This is a genomic window from Paraburkholderia sp. SECH2 (assembly GCF_030464795.1).
Classification (GTDB): Bacteria; Pseudomonadota; Gammaproteobacteria; order Burkholderiales; family Burkholderiaceae; genus Paraburkholderia; species Paraburkholderia aspalathi.
On the sequence record NZ_JALPRH010000008.1, the window covers coordinates 82,492 to 102,997 of the forward strand.

At 62.3% G+C, this 20,506-nt stretch carries 20 protein-coding genes; 3 read left to right on the forward strand and 17 right to left on the reverse strand.

All coding sequences use genetic code 11. From position 1 onward, the window contains the following. Positions 1–146: 146 nt before the first annotated feature. The 5 genes from nagE to M0D66_RS16095 all read right to left on the reverse strand — a co-directional run bounded on the left by nagE (position 147) and on the right by M0D66_RS16095 (position 7,559). Positions 147–1,934 carry an N-acetylglucosamine-specific PTS transporter subunit IIBC gene (gene nagE, locus M0D66_RS16075; protein WP_266211003.1) on the reverse strand — a complete coding sequence of 596 codons (1,788 nt, stop codon included), beginning with the start codon at positions 1,932–1,934 and terminating at the stop codon, positions 147–149. Positions 1,935–2,029: 95 nt separating this feature from the next. Then, on the reverse strand, positions 2,030–4,594 hold the full coding sequence (gene ptsP / locus M0D66_RS16080; protein WP_200651379.1) for a phosphoenolpyruvate--protein phosphotransferase: 2,565 nt from the start codon (positions 4,592–4,594) through the stop codon (positions 2,030–2,032). 38 nt (positions 4,595–4,632) lie between these two features. Next, positions 4,633–5,640, reverse strand: coding sequence for an SIS domain-containing protein (locus tag M0D66_RS16085; protein WP_200651398.1), 1,008 nt, complete (start codon positions 5,638–5,640; stop codon positions 4,633–4,635). Continuing rightward, positions 5,633–6,736, reverse strand: coding sequence for an N-acetylglucosamine-6-phosphate deacetylase (gene nagA, locus M0D66_RS16090; RefSeq protein WP_093643731.1), 1,104 nt, complete (start codon positions 6,734–6,736; stop codon positions 5,633–5,635). Before nagA ends, M0D66_RS16085 begins: the two co-directional genes overlap by 8 nt. A gap of 88 nt (positions 6,737–6,824) precedes the next feature. Then, positions 6,825–7,559, reverse strand: coding sequence for a GntR family transcriptional regulator (locus M0D66_RS16095; protein WP_054035773.1), 735 nt, complete (start codon positions 7,557–7,559; stop codon positions 6,825–6,827). Between the two features lie 374 nt (positions 7,560–7,933). Here M0D66_RS16095 and M0D66_RS16100 point away from each other — a divergent pair, with 374 nt between their 5' ends. Then, positions 7,934–8,860 carry a bifunctional helix-turn-helix transcriptional regulator/GNAT family N-acetyltransferase gene (locus tag M0D66_RS16100; RefSeq protein WP_266211004.1) on the forward strand — a complete coding sequence of 309 codons (927 nt, stop codon included), beginning with the start codon at positions 7,934–7,936 and terminating at the stop codon, positions 8,858–8,860. Positions 8,861–8,954: 94 nt separating this feature from the next. Here the strand turns inward: M0D66_RS16100 and M0D66_RS16105 are convergent, their stop codons facing one another. Then, positions 8,955–9,767 (reverse strand): MetQ/NlpA family ABC transporter substrate-binding protein, encoded by an 813-nt coding sequence (locus tag M0D66_RS16105; protein WP_266211005.1) that lies wholly within the window; start codon positions 9,765–9,767, stop codon positions 8,955–8,957. 298 nt (positions 9,768–10,065) lie between these two features. Between M0D66_RS16105 and M0D66_RS16110 the strand changes: the two genes are divergently transcribed. Then, positions 10,066–10,356, forward strand: coding sequence for a YciI family protein (locus M0D66_RS16110; protein ID WP_211702879.1), 291 nt, complete (start codon positions 10,066–10,068; stop codon positions 10,354–10,356). Between the two features lie 66 nt (positions 10,357–10,422). Here the strand turns inward: M0D66_RS16110 and M0D66_RS16115 are convergent, their stop codons facing one another. The 5 genes from M0D66_RS16115 to M0D66_RS16135 all read right to left on the reverse strand — a co-directional run bounded on the left by M0D66_RS16115 (position 10,423) and on the right by M0D66_RS16135 (position 14,551). Continuing rightward, complete coding sequence (locus M0D66_RS16115; protein ID WP_266211006.1) at positions 10,423–11,052, reverse strand: SCO family protein; 630 nt, start codon at positions 11,050–11,052, stop codon at positions 10,423–10,425. A gap of 5 nt (positions 11,053–11,057) precedes the next feature. Then, the gene (gene cyoE / locus M0D66_RS16120; protein WP_054035767.1) at positions 11,058–11,963 is read right to left on the reverse strand and encodes a heme o synthase; all 906 of its coding nucleotides are present in this window, start codon (positions 11,961–11,963) and stop codon (positions 11,058–11,060) included. Between the two features lie 6 nt (positions 11,964–11,969). Further along, a complete protein-coding gene (locus tag M0D66_RS16125; protein ID WP_266211007.1) occupies positions 11,970–13,079 on the reverse strand; it encodes a heme A synthase in 1,110 nt (369 codons plus the stop codon). 22 nt (positions 13,080–13,101) lie between these two features. Beyond that, entirely contained in the window at positions 13,102–13,707 is a 606-nt protein-coding gene (locus M0D66_RS16130; RefSeq protein ID WP_234487628.1) for a cytochrome C oxidase subunit I, read from the reverse strand. Positions 13,708–13,834: 127 nt separating this feature from the next. Then, on the reverse strand, positions 13,835–14,551 hold the full coding sequence (locus tag M0D66_RS16135; RefSeq protein WP_266211008.1) for an SURF1 family protein: 717 nt from the start codon (positions 14,549–14,551) through the stop codon (positions 13,835–13,837). 114 nt (positions 14,552–14,665) lie between these two features. Here M0D66_RS16135 and M0D66_RS16140 point away from each other — a divergent pair, with 114 nt between their 5' ends. After that, positions 14,666–14,875, forward strand: coding sequence for a twin transmembrane helix small protein (locus tag M0D66_RS16140; protein ID WP_007179452.1), 210 nt, complete (start codon positions 14,666–14,668; stop codon positions 14,873–14,875). A 185-nt stretch (positions 14,876–15,060) separates the two neighbouring features. On the opposite strand, the gene M0D66_RS16145 is transcribed toward M0D66_RS16140, so the two are convergent. From M0D66_RS16145 to coxB, 6 genes are all read right to left on the reverse strand, one after another. Then, positions 15,061–15,918 (reverse strand): cytochrome c oxidase subunit 3, encoded by an 858-nt coding sequence (locus M0D66_RS16145; protein WP_093643746.1) that lies wholly within the window; start codon positions 15,916–15,918, stop codon positions 15,061–15,063. A gap of 131 nt (positions 15,919–16,049) precedes the next feature. Next, positions 16,050–16,259: a DUF2970 domain-containing protein gene (locus M0D66_RS16150; RefSeq protein WP_093643748.1), complete on the reverse strand. Its 210-nt coding sequence runs from the start codon at positions 16,257–16,259 to the stop codon at positions 16,050–16,052. Between the two features lie 34 nt (positions 16,260–16,293). Further along, positions 16,294–16,908 (reverse strand): cytochrome c oxidase assembly protein, encoded by a 615-nt coding sequence (locus M0D66_RS16155; protein WP_266211009.1) that lies wholly within the window; start codon positions 16,906–16,908, stop codon positions 16,294–16,296. A gap of 49 nt (positions 16,909–16,957) precedes the next feature. Next, on the reverse strand, positions 16,958–17,092 hold the full coding sequence (locus tag M0D66_RS16160; protein WP_093643753.1) for a cytochrome oxidase small assembly protein: 135 nt from the start codon (positions 17,090–17,092) through the stop codon (positions 16,958–16,960). A gap of 117 nt (positions 17,093–17,209) precedes the next feature. Beyond that, the gene (ctaD, locus tag M0D66_RS16165; RefSeq protein ID WP_093643755.1) at positions 17,210–18,823 is read right to left on the reverse strand and encodes a cytochrome c oxidase subunit I; all 1,614 of its coding nucleotides are present in this window, start codon (positions 18,821–18,823) and stop codon (positions 17,210–17,212) included. 44 nt (positions 18,824–18,867) lie between these two features. Further along, positions 18,868–20,484, reverse strand: a complete 1,617-nt coding sequence (gene coxB, locus M0D66_RS16170; RefSeq protein WP_200651371.1) for a cytochrome c oxidase subunit II — start codon at positions 20,482–20,484, stop codon at positions 18,868–18,870. Positions 20,485–20,506: the final 22 nt, after the last annotated feature.

A 20,506-nucleotide genomic window follows, 5' to 3' on the forward strand; every position in this document is an offset into this window, starting at 1 on the left:
TGGATCTGTTACTGGTCGCGCGCCGTTAGGCTCAAGCCGGCAAACGCAAAAGCGGCACCTTGAATCAAGGTGCCGCTTTTTTATTGCTGCTTCATCGGAACAGAAGCTTAACAACGGAGCGGCGCAGGTCGCTCCTCAACGTTGCATTACGCAGGCTGCGGCGCCGTACCGGCACCCGTATCGGGCGACAGACGCGTCGCCAGTTGTGCGGCGTAGCGCTGTGCTGCGTCGCCAACGACGATGTGGAACGTATCGGCCGAAACCCACGCCGTATCGAGCGTAGCAAGACGTTGACGATCAACCGCCGACGGATCGCGAACCACGATCCGCAGACGCGTGGCCGCCACGGCATCCAGCGACACGATGTTGCCCGAGCCGCCGAACACGGCGAGCCAACGCAACGGATCCGGATCGAGCGGACCGCCCTGAGCACCGCTTGCGATCGCCACGGGAGCCACAGAAGCCGCAGCGACAGCAGGCGCAGCAACAGCCACCGGCTTCACGGCATCGCCACCGCCTTGTGCGATCACAGTGCGAATTTCATCGGCGATGATGTCCGCTTCCGGTCCAATAATCACCTGCACGTTGGTCGAACCGCGTTTGAGGACACCACGCGCGCCGATCGTCTTCAGTTCGCTTTCCGAAACCTTGTTGGCATCCACCACCGACAGACGCAATCGCGTCGTACAAGCATCCACCACCGAAAGGTTCGAGGCGCCACCCAGCGCGGCGATATAACGCTGTGCGCGCGGCACGGCGGCACCCGCCACCGGCGACACGAAACCGCCAGCCGCAAACGACTCGATCTGTTCTTCTTCGGCAGCAGGTTCACGACCCGGCGTTGCCATGTTGAACTTGCGGATGAAGAAGCGGAACAGACCGTAGTACACGACCATGTACACGAGGCCGATCGGAATCGCCCACCAGCCCTTGGTCGACAGGCCGTAGTTCAGCACGTAGTCGATAAAGCCAGCCGAGAAGGTGAAGCCGAGATGAATCCCGAGCGCCGAGCAGATCGCCAGCGACAAGCCCGTCAGCACCGCATGGATGGCATACAGCACCGGCGCGAGGAACATGAAGCTGAATTCGATCGGTTCGGTCACGCCCGTCAGGAACGAGGTAAGCGCCATCGAAGCCAGCAGGCCGAACACCATCGCGCGACGTTCTTTCGGTGCCTCGTGATACATCGCGAGACACGCGGCCGGCAGACCGAACATCATGACCGGGAAGAAGCCCGTCATGAACGTGCCCGCAGTCGGATCGCCCGCGAAGAAGCGATGCAGGTCGCCCGTCACCGGCGCGCCGCCGGGCGGCGTGAAGGTGCCGAACACGAACCACGTCAGCGAATTGAGAATGTGATGCAGACCCGTGACAAGCAGCAAACGGTTCAGCACGCCGAACACGAACGCGCCAAGCGCACCCGCGGTGGTCAGCCAATGGCCGGCCGTATCGATGACGCCTTGCACCGGCTGCCATACATAGCCGAACACAATGCCTATCACCAGACAGACCACGCCGGTGACAATCGGCACGAAGCGTTTCCCTCCGAAGAATGCGAGGTAGTCTGGCAGCTTGATGTCCTTGTACTTGTTGTACAGCAAGCCCGCGACGATACCCGCCACGATCCCGGACAACACGCCCATGTTGAGCTTGTCGTTGATGTCCTTCATCACCGCGATTTCGACCAGATAACCGATCGCACCCGCGAGACCCGCCACGCCGTTATTGTCTTTCGCGAAGCCAACCGCCACGCCGATTGCGAACAGCAACGGCAGGTTGTCGAAGATCGCGCCGCCGGCGTCGGCGATCATCTTGATGTTGAACACATCGGGTTGGCCCAATCGCAGCAGCAGGCCGGCAACCGGCAGCACTGCTATCGGCAGCATCAGCGCGCGTCCCAGGCGCTGAATCTTCAGAAACGGATTCCCATCCATTGACACCTCCAATCCTTGTCTCGTTGTCGACAGTCGTCGTTGAGTTCTAGCTTTACGTGGTTACTGAGCGAAGCTGGTTGCGGACCGTGTGGGGTTCAGTCCAAAGGCCAGGTTTCGCGGCTTACTGCTCTTACCGCCTGTGCCGATTCGAGCGCCAGGACATCCTGGGCACGTTGCCGGCACAGCTGATAATCGAGGTTGCGCACCCGCGCCTTGATGCCCGGCACCGACACCGGATCCACCGAAAGTTCGGTCACGCCGAGGCCGACGAGCAGCGGCATGGCCAGCGGATCGCCCGCCAGTGCACCGCATACCCCGACCCATTTGCCGTGCTTGTTCGCGCCCTGCACGGTCGCTGCGATCAGGCGCAACACCGCCGGATGCAAGCCGTCTGCTTGCGCTGCGAGGTCGGCCTGGCAACGGTCCATGGCGAGCGTGTATTGCGTCAGATCGTTGGTGCCGATCGAGAGGAAATCCGCGTGTTGCGACAGTTGATCGGCGAGCAAGGCAGCCGATGGCACTTCGATCATCACGCCGACTTCGATCGGTTCGGTACGGCCCGATTCACGGGCGAATTCGTCGATGCGTTTGCGGATGCGGATCAGTTCGCCGACATCCGTCACCATTGGCAACAGGATGCGTACGGCCCCGAGCGGTTGCACCGCGAGCAGGCCGCGCAACTGATCGTCGAGCAGATCCGGGCGCACTTGTGCGAGGCGGATGCCGCGCAGGCCGAGCGCCGGATTCGGTTCGGGCGGCAGCGTCAGGTAATCGACTTCCTTGTCCGCGCCCACGTCCAGCGTGCGGATGATCGCGGTGCGGCCGCTCAACGCTTCGACGATGGCCTGATAGCTCTGGCGATGTTCGTCGACGGTCGGCGCCGAGGCGCGGTGAATGAACAGCAATTCGGTGCGCAGCAGGCCGACGGAATCGGCGCCGTTGTCGACGGCGGTTTTCGCGTCGTCGAGCGTGGCGATGTTTGCGGCGACTTCGATCGCACGGCCATCGGACGTCACGGCCGCCTGTTGCGACGTACGGCGATTCGCTTCGCGCACACCGGCGAGGCGGCTGCGCTCAAGACGCGCGCGTTCGACGTCGAGCTCAGTCGGCGCGAATTCGAGGCGGCCGGTGGTGGCGTTCACCACAACCTGCGTACCTTCAGGGATCGCGTGCAACGCATCGCCGACTGCCACCAGCGCCGGAATGCCGGCCTGACGCGCGAGGATTGCTGCATGCGAAGTGGCGCCGCCACGCGACATCACCAGCGCAGTGACGCGCGTGCGATCCAGCGAGGACAGATCCGACGGTGTGAACTCTTCGGCCGCAAGCACAGCCTCTTCCGGCAGCGTGCGTGCCGCGGCGTTCGTATAACCGAGCGCACGCAACACGCGTTTTTCGATGTCGCGCAGATCGGCGGCACGTTCCGCGAGCAACGCGTCTTCGATATTGGTCAGGATGGCGATCTGTGCGCGGATCGCTTCGCGCCATGCAAAGCCCGCGCTCTTGCCGAGGCTGATCAGATCGCGCGCGGCATCGACCAGCGTGGGATCTTCGAGCAATACACGGTGCACCGCGAAAATACCCGCCTCGCCCACCGCACCGCGTTGCGACGCATCGCGCACTGTAGTACCGAGATCTGCATCGACGGTGGCAATCGCCTTGTCGAGCAGCCGGCTCTCTGCCGCCGACGTGCCGTTCGCCTTTTCCGGCGGATCAATATCCGCATCGTCCCAACGCACCAGCTTTCCGACCGCGACGCCCGGCGACGCGCACACACCCGCGAGCGTATTCGGCGCGAGCGTTTCGCCCGCAGCGCGCGCGACCGTTTGCGGCGCTGGCGAACTTTGTCGCGCCGGCTTCTCTTCGACTTCACCGTGCGCTTCACGCGTCAATTCGTGTGCAATCGCTTCGATCGCAGCTTGAGCTTGCGGACCAACGCCGAGCAACTCGACAGTCGCACCTTCGCCAGCGCCAAGGCCGAGCAAACCGACCACGCTCTCGATCGCCGCCTTGCGCCCTTCGTAACGTACTTCGACACGCGCATCGAAACCGCGCGCCGCTTCACGAGCGCGCGCTGCCGGCCGCGCATGCAGACCGCCCGCGTGGATCAGCGTAACTTGCTGACGCGCTTCTTCGGTCACGTTGGTGGCGCTCGCCTGGCGCGATGCGTCTGCCGCTTCGCCGCTGCGAGCGCGCAGCACCAGCAACGGCGTTTCGCCTGCCTTCAGCATGCCGTTCTGCACACGCTCGACAATCTCAAACGCATCCGAATTGGCAATCGCGATCACCGAGACGAGACTCGGCGCATTCAGCGCGACCTGGTCCTGATCGAATTCGATCAGGATGTCGCCGGTGCGCACATGGGCGCCTTGCGCGACCATCGGCGCAAAGCCCTTGCCATTCAGTTCGACCGTATCGATGCCGATGTGCAACAGAATCTCGACGCCTTCGGCCGTCGCAAGCGTGACTGCGTGACCGGTGCGGGCGAGATGGGTGATGGTGCCGTCGCACGGCGCGACGAGTCGCCCCTCGAGCGGATCGATGCCGATGCCGTCGCCGAACATGCCGCCCGAAAACACAGGGTCGGGCACGTTCGCCAGCGGCACGACCGGACCGGTCATCGGCGCGAGCAAAACAATATGGCCTTCAGAATGGCTCATCAAGCGGGACTCCTCGACACGTCGCATCTGATTTCTCGTCAGTGAGTTTCGGTGACTTTGTTGAGATGGCGTGGCGCGTCAGGATTGCGCCCGCGAGCGGCGGCAAGGCCGGCAGCCATCACGTAAAAGGACAGGATTGCGGCGATCGGATCGAGCGCCGCATGAGCGGTGGTGGCGAGCGGCAGGGTCGCTTCCGGCACGTCGGCCGGCGCGGCGAGCAGTACGCGGGCGCCGCGCGCCTGCATGTCGCGCGCGAGTTGCAGCAAGCCGGCTTGTTCGGGACCACGCGGTGCGAAGACCAGCAGCGGGTAGTCGCGATCGATCAACTCCATCGGACCGTGCCGCACTTCCGCGCTCGAAAACGCTTCGGCCTGAATGCCGGAGGTCTCTTTCAATTTGAGTGCAGCTTCCTGCGCGATCGCAAGGCCCAGACCGCGGCCAATCACGATCATGCGTTCGACGCCACGCAGTTCATCCACAGCCTTCGACCAATCAAGCTTGCCGGCGGCTTGCAACGCGTCAGGCAGCGTGTTCAACGCACCGAGCAGCGCTTCGTCTTTCTGCCAATGAGCGACCAGTTGCGCGGAGATCGACAGCATGGCGATGTAGCTCTTGGTCGCCGCGACGCTCAGTTCCGGACCGGCCACGAGCGGCAGGTGAAATTCGCAAGCGTCCGCCAGCGGCGAGTTCGGTGCATTCACCGCGGCCACCGTCAACGCGCCGGCCTTGCGCAACGCTTCCATCGTGCCGACCAGGTCCGGGCTCTTGCCCGACTGCGAGAACGCCAGCGCAAGTTGATCGCGCACTTGCAGCGGCGCTTGCTGGAGCGTCGCGACCGACATCGGCAGCGAGGCAACCGGTACACCGAGGCGGCTCATCGTCAGGCTCGCGAAGTAGCTCGCCGCATGGTCCGAGCTGCCGCGCGCGACTGTCAGCGCAACGTGGCGCGGTTGCTGGGCGAGCTTCGCCGCCAATGCTTCCACGCGCGAGGTATCCCTGAGCTGCGCGGCGACCGTTTCAGCGGACGCCTGCGCCTCTTTAAGCATATTCGACAATTGATTCTCCTTCGACGTAAGTCGCGGTCAACGCCAGTTCACGATCGAACACGACCACATCGGCCCACGCACCGCGCGCGATGCGGCCGCGGTCTTCGATACCGAGGTAGTCGGCGGCGTAGCGCGACAAACGGTTTGAAACATCGGCGATCGGCAAGCCGATCGATACGAGATTGCGCAGCGCCTGATCCATCGTCAGCGTGCTGCCGGCGAGCGTGCCGTCGGCGAGACGCACGCCGCCGAGGCACTTCGTCACATGCTGGCTGCCGAGGCGGTATTCGCCGTCGGGCATGCCGGTCGCCGAAGTGCTGTCCGTCACAACGTAAAGACGCGGAATCGCGCGCAAGGCGGCGCGGATCGCGCCCGGATGGACGTGCAGCAAGTCGGGAATGATTTCGGCGAATTCGGCGTGCGCGAGCGCGGCGCCGACGAGGCCGGGATTGCGGTGATGCAGCGGCGACATCGCGTTGAACAGATGCGTGAAGCCGCAGGCGCCGTGCTTGAGTGCGGCGACGGCGTCGTCGTAGGTGCCGAGCGAATGGCCGAGCTGCACGCGCACGCCGCGCGCCGCCATCTCGGAGATGATCTCCATGTGGCCGGCGATTTCCGGCGCCAGCGTGACCACGCGAATCGGCGCGATCGACAGATACTTCAGCACTTCGTCCATCACGGCCGACACAGCCGCGTCTGGTTGCGCGCCGAGCTTGCCGGGGTTGATGTACGGACCTTCCAGATGCACGCCGAGCACACGCGAGCCGCCTGGCGTGCGAATGCGCGCGTTGTTGCCCAGACCCGCGACGACATTCATCAGCTCGTCGCGCGGCGCGGTCATCGTGGTGGCGAGCAGGCTGGTCGTACCGTGACGCGCATGGGTGCGGCTGATCGTCTCGATCGCGTCGCCGCCTTCCATCACGTCGGAGCCGCCGCCGCCATGCACGTGCAGATCGATGAAGCCGGGCAGGATATACGGCGCGTCATTCTTCGCCGGATCGACGCGTTCGCCGGTCAGCGCCGTGATGCGGCCGTTTTCGTATTCGAGCGTGCCGTGAATCCACCCATCGGTGGTGAGTATGTTTCCGGTCAGCATGAGTCTCTCTGGTGAGGCGTAATGCGGGGTGTGACTGAATTGCGTTCGGCTGTGCCGCACTTGACGGCGGCCCGCTCAGGCGCGCCAATCAGGTGCGCAATTCAGCGACAAAGTCGTAGTAATCGTCGCGGCAATACGTGTCGGTCAGTTCGATCGCACGCTGGTCCGCGCTATACCCGATACGGGTAATGACCAGCAGCGCTGAGCGCGGTTCGATATCCATCAACGAGGCGATTTCGCTCGAAGCATTGACCGCGCGAAAGTGCTGCAAGGCGCGCACGACGGCAGCGCCACGTTGTTCGAGATAGCTGTAAAGCGACACGCCGATGGCCAGCGGATCAGGCACGATCGCCGCGGGCAGTGCCGAATGCTCGACCGCCATCACGATGCCATCCGCGCGCCGCAGACGCCGCAGGCTCGTCACCGCCGCGCCGGGCGACAGGCCGAGGTGCACCAGCTCATCACGGTTGGCGGCGCGGATATCGCGCTCGAGCCACACCGAATCCGGCCGGAACCCGCGTTGCTGCATCTTCTTCGTGAAACCGGTGAGCCGCGACAGCGGGTCTTCGACGCGCGGCGTGATGAAGCTCCCTGCGCCCCGCGCCCGCCGGATCAAGCCTTGTTCGACCAGAAGCTCGATCGCCTTACGCGCGGTGATGCGCGACACGCCGATCGCATCCGAAAGCGTGCGCTCCGAAGGCAGCGCTTCACCCGCCGACCACACGCCGCAGTGGATCGCCGTCGCCAGATTGCGCGCGAGCTGCAGATAGAGCGGCGTGACGTTGCGAGCGTCAGGCATCAGTGCGGACCAGCGAGTTTCCATGGGGCTCCGGCGGTCGTCTAGAAGAACGCGGCCTACGAAAATGAGAGCCCATTATATAACCAACATAATACCAGTCAATCAACTGGTCCCATGCTGGTATAGATTGGCGAAAAGCCTTGCTGGATAAGCGTCGGAGGGTGATTTGAGCGCTTCGGAGAGCGGTTTACAGGGATCGGGATTTACCCGTATTCGAGATGCCGGACGGCATCCAGGTGGTCCATAGTGGTTCTCTTCCCGGCCGGATAGACGCCCTAAAATCCATACCTTTCTGATACCACTTAGGGACGCTCCGTGGCAGCGCGGCTTTTTTAATGGGTTCCGTTCCAATATAGTGATGCGTAGCTAGCCAAAAAAATTCCCCCGGGGAGCAGCATTTGACAGATTCCGAGGCGCTGCGGCGCGCTCAGGCCGTCCGCCATTTCAACCGCTTCTATACCCAGCTCATCGGCGCTCTGCACGAGCATCTGGCAAAGAGTGCCTTCTCGCTGACGGAAGTACGCGTTCTACACGAACTGTCCCGCGGACGCGCGCAGACAGCCTCGGTGCTCGGGCGCAATCTCGGCCTCGATAGCGGCTACCTCAGCCGCCTTCTGACCAGTTTCGAGCGACGCAACCTGATTACGCGGCGCCCCTCCGACACGGATGCGCGCCAGTCGTTAATCGCCCTCACAGACAACGGCCACGCGGCCTATGCACCGCTCGATACGGCGGCGATCGACGAAGTAACGGCGCTGCTGAATGGCCTCACCGCGCTTTCCCAGGAACATCTGATCGCCGCGATGAAGGTGATCGAGCGCCTGCTCGACAGCAAGCCGCAGCATGAACTCGTGACCCTTCGGCAGCCACGCACCGGCGAGTGCGGCTGGCTCGTGCATCGACAGGCGCAGTGGTTCGCCGCGCAATACGGCTGGGATCAATCGTTCGAAGGGCTGCTCGCGCGCGTCGTCGCCGATTACTCGCAGCGCAACGATCCCGTGCGCGAGATGTGCTGGGTTGCCGATCAGGACGGCATGGTGGTCGGCTCGGTGTGCATCGTCGGAATCTCGACGACCGTGGCGGGCGTACGGCTCTTATGGGTCGAGCCGGATGTGCAGCGCCTTGGCATCGGCACGCAATTGATGAGCGAATGCGTGCGCTTCGCGCGGCGCGCGGGGTACACCAAACTCACGCTGACCACGGCCAGCACGCTCAATGAGCCGCGTCGGCTATGCGAGCGCGCCGGCTTCCAGCTCGTCTGTACGACAGCGGAACGGCGCTTCGGCAAGGATCTGATGATCGAGCGATGGGAGTTGGAGTTGTAGTCCTGCCAACGAATGCGCGACGCACGGACAAAAAAAACGCCACGGTTTGTCACCGTGGCGTTTTTGCTTTGCGAAGCAGGTTGACGGGTGTCGCTTAGAACGACGGCACCACCGAACCCTTGAACTGCGTCTTGATGAACTGGCGCACGTCTTCCGACTGGTAAGCCGCAACCAGCTTCTTGACCCACGGCTTGTCCTTGTCCTGCGTGCGCACGGCGATCAGGTTCGCGTACGGGCTGTGGATATCTTCGAGCGCGATCGCGTCTTTGGTCGGCTGCAGACCGGCGGCCAGCGCGAAGTTCGTGTTGATCGCGGCAGCGTCGACGTCCGACAGCGAGCGCGGCAGTTGTGCTGCGTCGAGTTCGAGCAGCTTGATCTTCTTCGGATTCTCGGCGACGTCGAGCGCCGTGGCGTTGTTGCCGTTCGTGCCCGCGCCGGCCTTCAGCTTGATCACGCCTTGCGCCTGCAACAGCAGCAGCGCGCGGTTCTCGTTCGACGGATCGTTCGGCACCGCGATCTTCGCGCCCTGCGCCAGATCCTTCAGCGACTTCAGCTTCTTCGAATAGATACCGAGCGGCGAAATGTACGTCAGGCCCGCATTGACGATCTTGTAGCCACGTTGCTTGACCTGGCTGTCGAGGTACGGCTGGTGCTGGAAGCTGTTGGCATCCAGATCGCCGGCATCGAGCGCGGCGTTCGGCTGCACGTAGTCGTTGAATTCGACGACCTTCACATTCAGGCCTTCGCGCTTCGCCACTTTCGTGACGACTTCCCAGATTTGCGCATCCGGACCGCCGATGGTGCCGACCTTGATGACCTTGTCGTCGGCGTGTGCGCCGAAGCTGGTGACGATCGCCGCGCTGGCGACTACTGCCGAGAGGGCTTTGAGGATATTTCTGCGCTGCATCTAATTCTCGCTTTTTCTGATCGATGTCAGATTCGGGTGGAAGCCGGCGGCAGGCATCTTGTGAACGCGCCGCCAACTGGACCGTAAATGGTCTCATACGCCCGGCGAGATGGGAAATATCACGATCGCATATGGTTATGCACCTGCAATGGCGCTGTAGATGTGAAACACACTCACCGTAGCCGGAGCGAGGCACTAAGCTCCGTAGGTCGCGCGCAACGAACTAGCTGCTGACAGATAATCGAAGGTCATTGCCCGCAAACCCACGCGGCCCACTTGTTCGCTTACGAGAACGCTCATGTACGTCATCAATCTCATCTACACCGCCCCCCTCGACCGCGTCGACGACGCACTCGAAGCACATCGCGCGTTTCTGACACAACAGTTCGAAGCAGGCGTATTTGTGGCCGCCGGACCGAAGGTGCCGCGCGACGGCGGCATCATTCTGGCGGTGCGCATCGAGCGCGATAAGCTGGATGAGATTCTCGCCAGCGACCCGTTCGCCGAACAGAAGCTCGCGCGTTACGAGGTGACGGAGTTCAAGGCGACGCGCCTCGCGCCGGGAATGAATTTGCCGATGCCGGCTTGAGGATAACTGCGAAGGAAATTGAATACGGGCGCGCGGCAGATGCACGCGCCCGTCTGCATCAACGCATTAATCGAGCAGCAGCTTGATATCGTGCACCCACGGCGTGGCGCCCTGGCCGTCACGCGCGAATAAACGCAGCTTGCCGTCCGGGTCGAACACATAGCTCGCTGCCGTGTGGTCCATCGTGTAGCTATCAGCTGTCTTGCCCGGCACTTTCGCGTAGTACACGCGGAAGTCTTTCGTGATCTTGGTGAGCTGCGCCTGGTCCGCCGGACGCAAGCCGACGAACGTCGGATTGAACGCCGGCACGTATTGCCCGAGCAGAGCCGGCGTGTCGCGGTCCGGATCGACGGTGACGAACAGCACCTGCACGCGCTTCGCGTCTTCCGGGCCGAGTTGCTGCAACGCTTGCGAAAGCTCAGCCATCGTGGTCGGGCAGACGTCCGGGCAATGCGTATAGCCGAAGAACAGCACCACGACCTTGCCCTTGTAATCCGCCATTGTGCGGACTTGGCCGGTCGTGTCGGGCAGCGAGAAATCGCTCCCGAATTGCGTGTTGCCGGTGATGTCGAGGTTCTGGAACGCCGGCGGCTGCTTGCCGCAACCGGCCACCAGCAACGCGCCGCCGAGTGCGCAAGCGATCACGGTGACACGCGCGGCGGCACGCGCCGTGCGCACAAAGCGTTGTGTGAGCATGGGTGTTACGCGCCGATCACGACGCGCGCATAGTGGTCGATCAACAGCGCGGCGAAGAGCAGCGACAGATAAACGATCGAGTAACGGAAGGTCTTGCGCGCCAGATCGTCGGAATAGTCCCGATAGATCTTCCACGCATACGCGAGGAACACGGCGCCGAGCAAAACGGCCGCCGCGAGGTACACCACGCCGCTCATGCCGGAGATGAACGGCATCATCGTGACCGCGAACAGAATCACCGTGTACAGCAGAATATGCAGGCGCGTGTACTTTTCGCCGTGCGTGTTCGGCAGCATCGGCAGACCGGCGTTTTCGTAGTCTTTGCGGCGATACAGTGCGAGCGCCCAGAAATGCGGCGGCGTCCACACGAAAATGATCAGCACGAGAATCCATGCGTCGCCCGGCACGTGACCAGTGACGGCGGCCCAACCGAGCGCCGGCGGCATCGCGCCGGACGCACCGCCGATCACGATGTTCTGCGGCGTAGCCGGTTTGAGCAGCAGCGTATAGATAACCGCATAGCCGACGAAGGTGGCGAGCGTGAGCCACATGGTCAGCGGATTAGCGAACGTGTAGAGCGTCCACATGCCGAGCCCGCCGAGCACGGCCGAAAACAGCAGGATCTGCGGGGTGGTGATTTCGCCGCGCGCGGACGGCCGCCACGACGTACGACGCATCTTCGCGTCGATCTTCTGTTCCATCAGGCAATTGATGGCGAACGCCGCACCGGCCAGCAGCCAGATGCCGACCGTGCCGCCGATCAGGACGGTCCACGGCACCATGCCGGGCGTCGACAGAAACATGCCGATGACTGCGCAAAACACAGCGAGCTGCGTGACACGCGGCTTCGTCAGGGCGATGTACTGGGAGACCCGGCTACCGGGCGTTTGGGAGAGAGTTGTGCTGTCCATGTGGGGTCACGCTGGCGCGGCATCGCGCGCAGGCAACCCGGCGCGGCCGGGACGGCTATAAGCGATCCGAAAGTTTAACATAACGAGTAGAAGCAGCAGGATCGCGGCGCCCCCGTTATGCGCGACCGCAATGGGCAACGGCCATTGCAGGACGATGTTCGACAGACCGGTGATGAACTGGATCAGCACCACCAGCAACACGCCGTTTGCCGGCCGCCTCAGCGACTCGAATCGGCGCAGTTTCAGCGCAAACCACACCAGATAGGCGACCACGACGATCGCGAACGTGCGGTGGGTCCAGTGAATCGCGACCAGCGCATCTTGCGTGATCATGTCGCCGTCACCGGTCATACCGAGCGCGCGCCACAGGTGAAAGCCGTGCGCGAAATCCATCGTCGGGACCCATTGGCCGTTGCAGGTCGGGAAGTCCGTGCACGCGAGCACCGCGTAGTTCGTGCTGACCCAGCCGCCCAACGCAATCTGCACCACCAGCAGTACGAGACCGGCGATCGCCGCCGCTCGCCAGCGCGCGGCTTCGGGCTCGTAGGCCGGCAATGGCGTTTGGCGCGCGGCCAGCCAGCCGAGCGTGCCGAGCAATGCGAGGCCGAGCAGCAAATGGGTCGTCACGATGATCGGTTGCAACTTCATGGTCACGGTCCATGCGCCGAACGCGCCCTGCACGAGAATCAGCAGCAGCAGCGAAGTCGGCCACCACGGCGACACATGCAGCGGACGGCGCTTGATGCGAGCCGTCCACGCAATCAACGTCTGCGCGATGATCAGCACGCCGATCGCCATCGCGAAGTAACGGTGAATCATCTCGATCCAGGCCTTCGTCATGCTGACCGGTCCGGTTGGCATCAATTGATGCGCGGCGGTAATCGCGGCGTGCGCGATGAACGGCGACGACGTGCCATAGCAACCAGGCCAGTCCGGGCAGCCGAGACCAGAATCGGTGAGACGCGTGAAGCCGCCGAACATCACCAGGTCCAGCGTCAGAAAAGTGGTGAGCCACACCAGCTTGCGGAATTTGTTGTCGTCGGCCTTGACCCATACATAGGACAACGGCAGCAACGCGATACACAAGCCGATCAGGGCCAGTTGCAGTACGAACATCTTTCTTACCCTGGTTGCGGCGTCAGCCGATCCTCGACCACTTGAGCAGCTTGGTCAGGTCACCCTTGATCTTGCTGGGGTTCGGATCTTTCGGAAAACGCATCATCAGATTGCCATTCGGATCGACCAGGTAGATGTGGTCGGTGAGCTGGGTGCCGGTATCGGTCGGCAGCCATGCGGACACCTGCGCCGGGTTGGCGATCAGCATGTCGGTGTCGGGATAGGCCTTTTGTATCACGTCGGAGACGTTGCCTGCATCGGTGCGCAGCCACACTTCGACGACGCGCTCGCGTTCCGGGCCCTGAGCTGCGCGGATTTGTCGCATGAAGTACAGCTTGGTGGCGCACGCTTTGTCGCACGCGCTGTTGTCGACGGAGATCATCAGCCAGTGGCCGCGCAGCGACGCGAGCTTGAGCGGCTTGCCGTCTTCCCCCGTCACGACGATCGATTCGGGAATCGGCCGCTGCGGTTCGATCAGCGCGCCGTAGTTCGTGCTGCCGCCGGCCGGCTTGACCACGTAATAGACGAAATACGACACGGCTATCGGTGCTGCACAGATGATCGCCAGCAATAGCAGCATCCAGCGGCCGCGCTTCCACGATCCCGCGCCATTGGGTTGATCTGCCATCACTTTCGGAGCTGCGGGTTTGCCGGCTTGCGGCGAACGGGGAGATTGCGTCGACACTACGGGACCTCTTTCAATGATTGCGCGGCTTCGAGCCCTTCTCTCAGGGCACGAAACCGCAGGCGATGCGTTACACGCTCGGGGCGTGCTCTTTCTTCGCGGCGCGGCGCGCGGCGTACAAGCCGAACACCAGAGCCGCAGCCGCCATGCCCCACCACTGGAACATGTAGCCGTAGTTGGTTTCGACGCCGGTGGTTGGCGCCGGCCAGTCGCGCACCAGCTTGTCGCCGTCGTCGCTCAATTGCTGGATCACGAACGATTGCAACGGCAACCCGGTTTCCGCAGCGTAGGCCGCCGTATCCAGATTCTGGCGGATTTTCTGATGCGCGGCCGATCCGCCCTGCCCCAACTCGAATGCGCGCGAAGCATCTGCACGCGCAATGCCTTCAATTTCGATCTCGCCTTGCGGCGTGACGTACGGCGCGATGGTCTCGCGATTGTTCATGTTGCGCGGCAGCCAGCCGCGATTGACCAACACGTAACCGCCGTCGGCCAGTTTAAAAGGCATCACGACGTAAAAGCCCGGCTGATCGTTATACGGGCGATTATCCAGATAGACGACTTTGTCCGCGACGAAACTGCCGCGCGCCTTCACGCGATGGAATTCGATGTCCTTGAGTGCAACCGGCGTAGCACTCACGGGCCGCGCAGGTGCGTCTTCGAACTGCGTGATCTGGGCTTCGAGCGCTTCCTTCTGATGCGCACGGTCGCGCTGCCAGAAGCCAAGCCGCACCGTCACTGCAATCACCAGCAGAATCAGCAGCGCGGGAATGAGGCGAAACTTCATCGAACACGCTCCGGCGCCACCGCCCGTGACGGCGTCTGGAACGTACGGCAGACGCTAGCGCGCGGTGCGATAATAAACGTCTTGCCTCTGCGCTTCCTGGTTTCAGTTGGTTCCATGCACATTCTCGTTCCCATCGCCTTCGTCCTGATCATCGCCAGCATGGTGTCCGCGCTTTACTTCATGATGCATGACAAGGGCAAAACCAAGCGGATGGTCTGGTCGCTCGCCACGCGGGTGGGTCTGTCGATCTCGCTGTTCCTGTTCATCCTGTTCGCTCATTGGATGGGCTGGATTCAGTCGACCGGCATTCCCTACGGGCGTTGAGCTCGGCAGAAAAAGCTTCGCGCCAATAAACCCACCAAACAAAACGCCGCCCTGACAGGGTCGAGGGCGGCGCTCCATGAATTGCGTACTGCTCGTGCGCTGCGCCCTTGATGGGCGATGCGCGAACGACCTGCACACGTTCCGGAAACCACTCGGTTTTCAGTACGTATGCAGACCAGACTGCGTTACAGCCAGTACACGACGACGTACAGCCCAAGCCACACGACGTCCACAAAGTGCCAGTACCAGGCGGCGCCCTCGAACGCGAAATGATGCTCCGCGGTGAAGTGGCCGCGGATCATCCGCGCCAGCACCACGGCCAGCATCGTACCGCCGAGGAACACGTGGAAACCGTGGAAGCCCGTCAGCAGGAAGAACGTCGAACCATACACGCCCGAAGCCAGCGTCAGGTTCAGTTCGTTGTACGCGTGGAAATACTCGAAGCCTTGCAGGAACAGGAAGCAGACGCCGAGCACCAGCGTAGCCGCCAGCCAGATGATCGCCTTCTTGCGATGATCTTCACGCAGCGCGTGGTGCGAAACCGTCAACGTAGCGCCCGACGACAGCAGCAGCGCCGTGTTGATGGTCGGCACCGGCCACGGCTGCATCGACTTGAAGGTCGAGACCAGCGCTGCCGGACCGTTGTTCGGCCACACCGCCGAGAAATCCGGCCAGATCAGCTTGTAGTCGAGGCTGCCGAGCTGATGCAGCGCGATTTCACGTGCATAGAACAACGCGCCAAAGAAAGCGCCGAAGAACATCACTTCGGAGAAGATGAACCAGCTCATGCTCCAGCGGTACGACTTGTCGACATTCTTGCCGTACATGCCGCCTTCCGACTCGGCGATCGCGTCGCCGAACCAGTGCCACAAGGTATAGAGCAGCCACAGCAAGCCGACGACGACGCCGATCGGCGCCAGTTCATGTTCGTTGATCCAGGCCGCAAGCGATCCGAGCATGACCAGCAATCCGACCGCGGCGCTGATCGGATGCCGCGACGGATGCGGTACGAAATAGTACGGGCTCTCGTTTTGACCGCTCATTCTTGATTCTCCACTTCAGTCCAGTTGTTCCGGAATCTCCGGCTGTATCTTCGGCGGCGCGTCGATACCGCACCGCTTCTCTCTAATTCGTGGGCTCTGCTTCGCCCGGTACGACTTGTGTGCCTGCCGGCTCAACCTACAACGGCGTGCACGATCAGGATCAGCACTCCGATCAGGATAGCTACGCTGATCAGCGCTGCCGCAAGCACATGCAACGGGTTCAACTGCGTTGCGTCCGCCTCCAGGTCACGACGCTTGCGCACCCCGAAAAACGACCAGAACACGGCTTTCATCGACTGGCCGAAACTGCTCTTGCGTGGGCTGCCGTGGTTATCGCTCATTAACGTCTTCTTCCTTCGCCTGCGGCCAGCGCCGTCAGGCGGGGTTGGCGGTGGTCGCCGCCGTGTTGGCCGTGGGTGCTGCGCTCCCGGCCTTCGCCGCTGCCGGCGTATTCAACTCAAAGAACGTGTACGACAACGTGATCGTTTTCACATCCTTCGGCAACTTCGGGTCGACGACAAACACCACCGGCAACCGCTTCGTCTGATTCGCTGTCAACGTCTGCTGCGTAAAGCAAAAACACTCGATCTTCTTGAAGTACTCGGTTGCCTGCTTCGGCGCGTAGCTCGGAATGGCCTGCGCCTGAATCGTGCGCGCCTGTTCGTTGCTGACCTCGTACATCACTGTCGTCACTTCGCCCGGATGCACGTCGAGACTACGTTGCTCTGGCTTGAAACCGAGCGGACCGCGCGCGTTCGCATCGAGTTCGATCGAAATCGTGCGACTCATGTCGACCTGCGTATTCTTCGCCTCACGCACCGTAGCATCACGCTGCACGAGGTTGTTGATGCCGGTGATCTGACAGATCGCGCGGTACATCGGCACCAGCGCAAAACCAAAACCGAACATCATCAACGCGACGATGAACAGCTTGATCAGCATCGAACGGTTAAAAGAGCGATCGGCCTGGGCCGGCGGTTGCGTCGACATCTCAATCCTCAACAATCCTGCACACAGACTCGAACACCCGCGTACCGCGTCAGGGGAACCACTTCTGATGAATGATGACGCTCGCAAAAAAAGCCGCGGCGATGACAAACATCACGATACCGATCCGCCGGTTGCCCGCGCGAACCTGCTCGGGCGTACGTCTTTCTTGAGGATTGCGCGTCATGCTCGACTTTCTGAATACTTTCGTCACTACAGGGTGCCACCACTGCTCGCATGGCTGCCCGGTTCAGGCGGCGACTGACACCACGCCGCCAGAACCGGCAAGCTCGCTGAACTCCGATTACTCGACGGTCGGCGGGTTTTCGAACGTGTGGAACGGAGCGGGGCTCGGCACGGTCCATTCGAGGCCCGTTGCGCCGTCCCACGGCTTATCGCCCGCTTTCTCGTGCTCGCCACCGCCACGGTAGGCCGGCAGTGCAACTGCGAACAGGAAGTACACCTGCGCCAGACCGAAGCCGAACGCGCCGATCGAGATGACCTGGTTCCAGTCGGTGAACTGTGCCGGGTAGTCAGCGTAGCGACGCGGCATACCCGCAAGACCGACAAAGTGCATCGGCAGGAACGCGAGGTTGAAGAAGAACATCGACGCCCAGAAGTGGATCTTGCCGCGCGTTTCGTTGTACATCCAGCCGGTCCACTTCGGCGACCAGTAGTACCACCCGGAGAATAACGCGAAGAGAGAACCCGCCACTAGCACGTAGTGGAAGTGCGCCACCACGAAATAGGTCCCGTGATACTGGATGTCGAGCGGCGCCATTGCCAGCATCAGGCCCGACAGACCGCCGAACGTGAACACGATCAGGAAGCCGACCGCGAACAGCATAGGCGTTTCGAAGGACAGCGAACCGCGCCACATCGTCGCGACCCAGTTGAACACCTTCACACCCGTCGGCACGGCGATCAGCATCGTCGCGTACATGAAGAACAGCTGGCCCGTCACCGGCATGCCGGTTGCGAACATGTGGTGCGCCCAGACCATGAACGACAGAATCGCGATCGACGAGGTTGCGTACACCATCGAGCTATAGCCGAACAGCGGCTTGCGCGAGAACGCCGGGATCACCTGCGACACGATCCCGAACGCCGGCAAGATCATGATGTACACCTCGGGGTGCCCGAAGAACCAGAAGATGTGCTGGTACATGACCGGGTCGCCGCCACCTGCCGCGTTGAAGAACGACGTGCCGAAGTGGCGATCGAACAGCACCATGGTGATCGCGCCTGCCAGAACCGGCATCACGGCGATCAGCAGGTACGCGGTGATCAGCCACGTCCAGACGAACATCGGCATCTTCATCAGCGTGAGGCCGGGTGCGCGCATGTTCAGGATCGTCACAACGATGTTGATCCCGCCCATGATCGACGAAGCACCCATCAAGTGGACTGCGAAAATCGCGAAGTCCATGCCCGGGCCCATCTGCGTCGACAACGGTGCGTACAGCGTCCAGCCCGCGGCGGTCGCGCCGCCCGGTGCGAAGAACGAACCGACCAGCAACACCGCAGCCACCGGCAGCAGCCAGAAGCTGAAGTTGTTCATCCGCGCAAAAGCCATGTCCGATGCGCCGATCTGCAGCGGCACCATCCAGTTCGCGAAGCCGACGAAGGCCGGCATGATCGCGCCGAACACCATGATCAGGCCGTGCATGGTGGTCAACTGGTTGAAGAACTCGGGGCGCATGATCTGCAGACCCGGCTCGAACAGTTCGGCACGGATCATCAGCGCCATCACGCCCCCGGAGAGGAACATGGTGAACGAGAAGATCAGGTACAGCGTACCGATGTCCTTGTGATTGGTTGCGAACAGCCAACGACGCCAGCCATGCGGCGTTTCGTGGGCATGGTCGCCGTGCACGTGCTCGTGGCCCGCGGTTACATCGTGTCCGATGCTAGACATGACAATCTCCTAATGCGAATACTGCGGTGCTGACCATGAACACGTCAGGCAGCCGGGCTGATCTGGACACGCCGGGCTTCTTTTGCGTCGCTGCCGCCCGTGATCGTTTCCGGCTTCTTCAAAATAATGTGGTCTTCGGCAATGCCGGCTGCTTTCAGCGCGTCGCGCACGGCTTCGGCACGGGTCTTCGCGAGCTTCGCGTTGACTTCGGCAGAGCCGGTGGCGTCGGTGAAGCCCGACAGCGTGAACTTGGCGTCCGGGTGTGCTTTCGCGTAGGCCGCGGCCGCGTCGACCGCCGCTTTCGCGTCGGCCGGCAGCGTGCTCTTGCCGGTGTCGAAGTAGATGCTTGCCGGGAGTGCAGCCGTGGTGTCCGAGGCGGCCGAAGCGGCTTCTGCACCAGAGGCAGACGCTGCACCCGAAGCTGCTTCTGCGCCGCTAGCTGCTGCGCCTGCGCTGGCCAGATGATCGCCGCCTTCCGGCAGCTTGCCGTTACGGGCGTCCAGAATCTGCTTCGGCTGGAGAATGTCGCCGGTGTGGTTGCCCCACGAATTACGTTCGTACGTGATGACCGAAGCGATTTCGACGTCGTTCAGCGTCGGCGCCCACGAAGGCATCGCGTTCTTGCCCTTCAGCACCAGGCTCACGTGCTCGGCGATCGGGCCGTTGGCGATCTTGCTGCCGTCCAGCGCCGGGAATGCACCTGCACCCTTACCGGTCGGCTGGTGGCAGACCGCGCAGTTCGCTGCGTACACCTTGCCGCCGCGCTCCATCAGCTCAGCCATGGTGTAGGTCTTGTTCGGATCGTCTTGGCCGGCGGCCATTTTCTTCTTCTGCGTATCGACCCACTTCGCGTAGTCGTCTGCCGACAGCACTTCGACCACCACCGGCATGAACGCGTGTTCTTTGCCGCACAGTTCCGTACAGAAGCCGCGGAAGGTGCCGGTCTTGTCAGCCTTGAACCACGTGTCGCGCACAAAGCCCGGGATCGCATCCTGCTTCACGCCGAAAGCCGGCACGTACCAGGAGTGGACCACGTCGTTCGCGGTGGTGATGATGCGGATTTTCTTGTCGACCGGGACGACGAGCGGATTGTCGACTTCCTGCAGGTACGTGGTGGAAATCGGTTCGCGGCCATCGGTTTGCGCACGCGGCGTGGCCAGCGTGGACAGGAAGCTGATGCCCTCACCCGGACCCTTCACATAGTCGTAGCCCCACTTCCACTGGTAGCCCGTGACCTTGATGGTGACGTCGGCGTTCGTGGTGTCCTTCATCGCGACGACGGTCTTGGTGGCGGGGAGCGCCATCAGCACGACGATGACGAACGGCACGATCGTCCAGATGATTTCGACGGTAGTGCTTTCGTGGAAATGGGAAGCTTTATGGCCTTTCGATTTGCGGTGCGCAAACATCGAATAGAACATCACTGCGAACACGCCGACGAAGATCACCGTGCACAGGATCAGCATGAACGTGTGGAGGCTGTAGAGCTCCTCAGCGATTTTCGTCGCCGGCGGCTGGAGATTGATCTCGTTGACGGCAGGGCCGCCCGGAACATCGCCCACTGCCAGGGCCGCCCCGGCGAAAAGCAGTCCGCTCATCGCCAGCACGCCCATGAGGGCTCGCTTGATTGTTTTCATAGCTTCCTTACCCAAAATTTCCATTCAAACCCTCGACCCCGCTGGC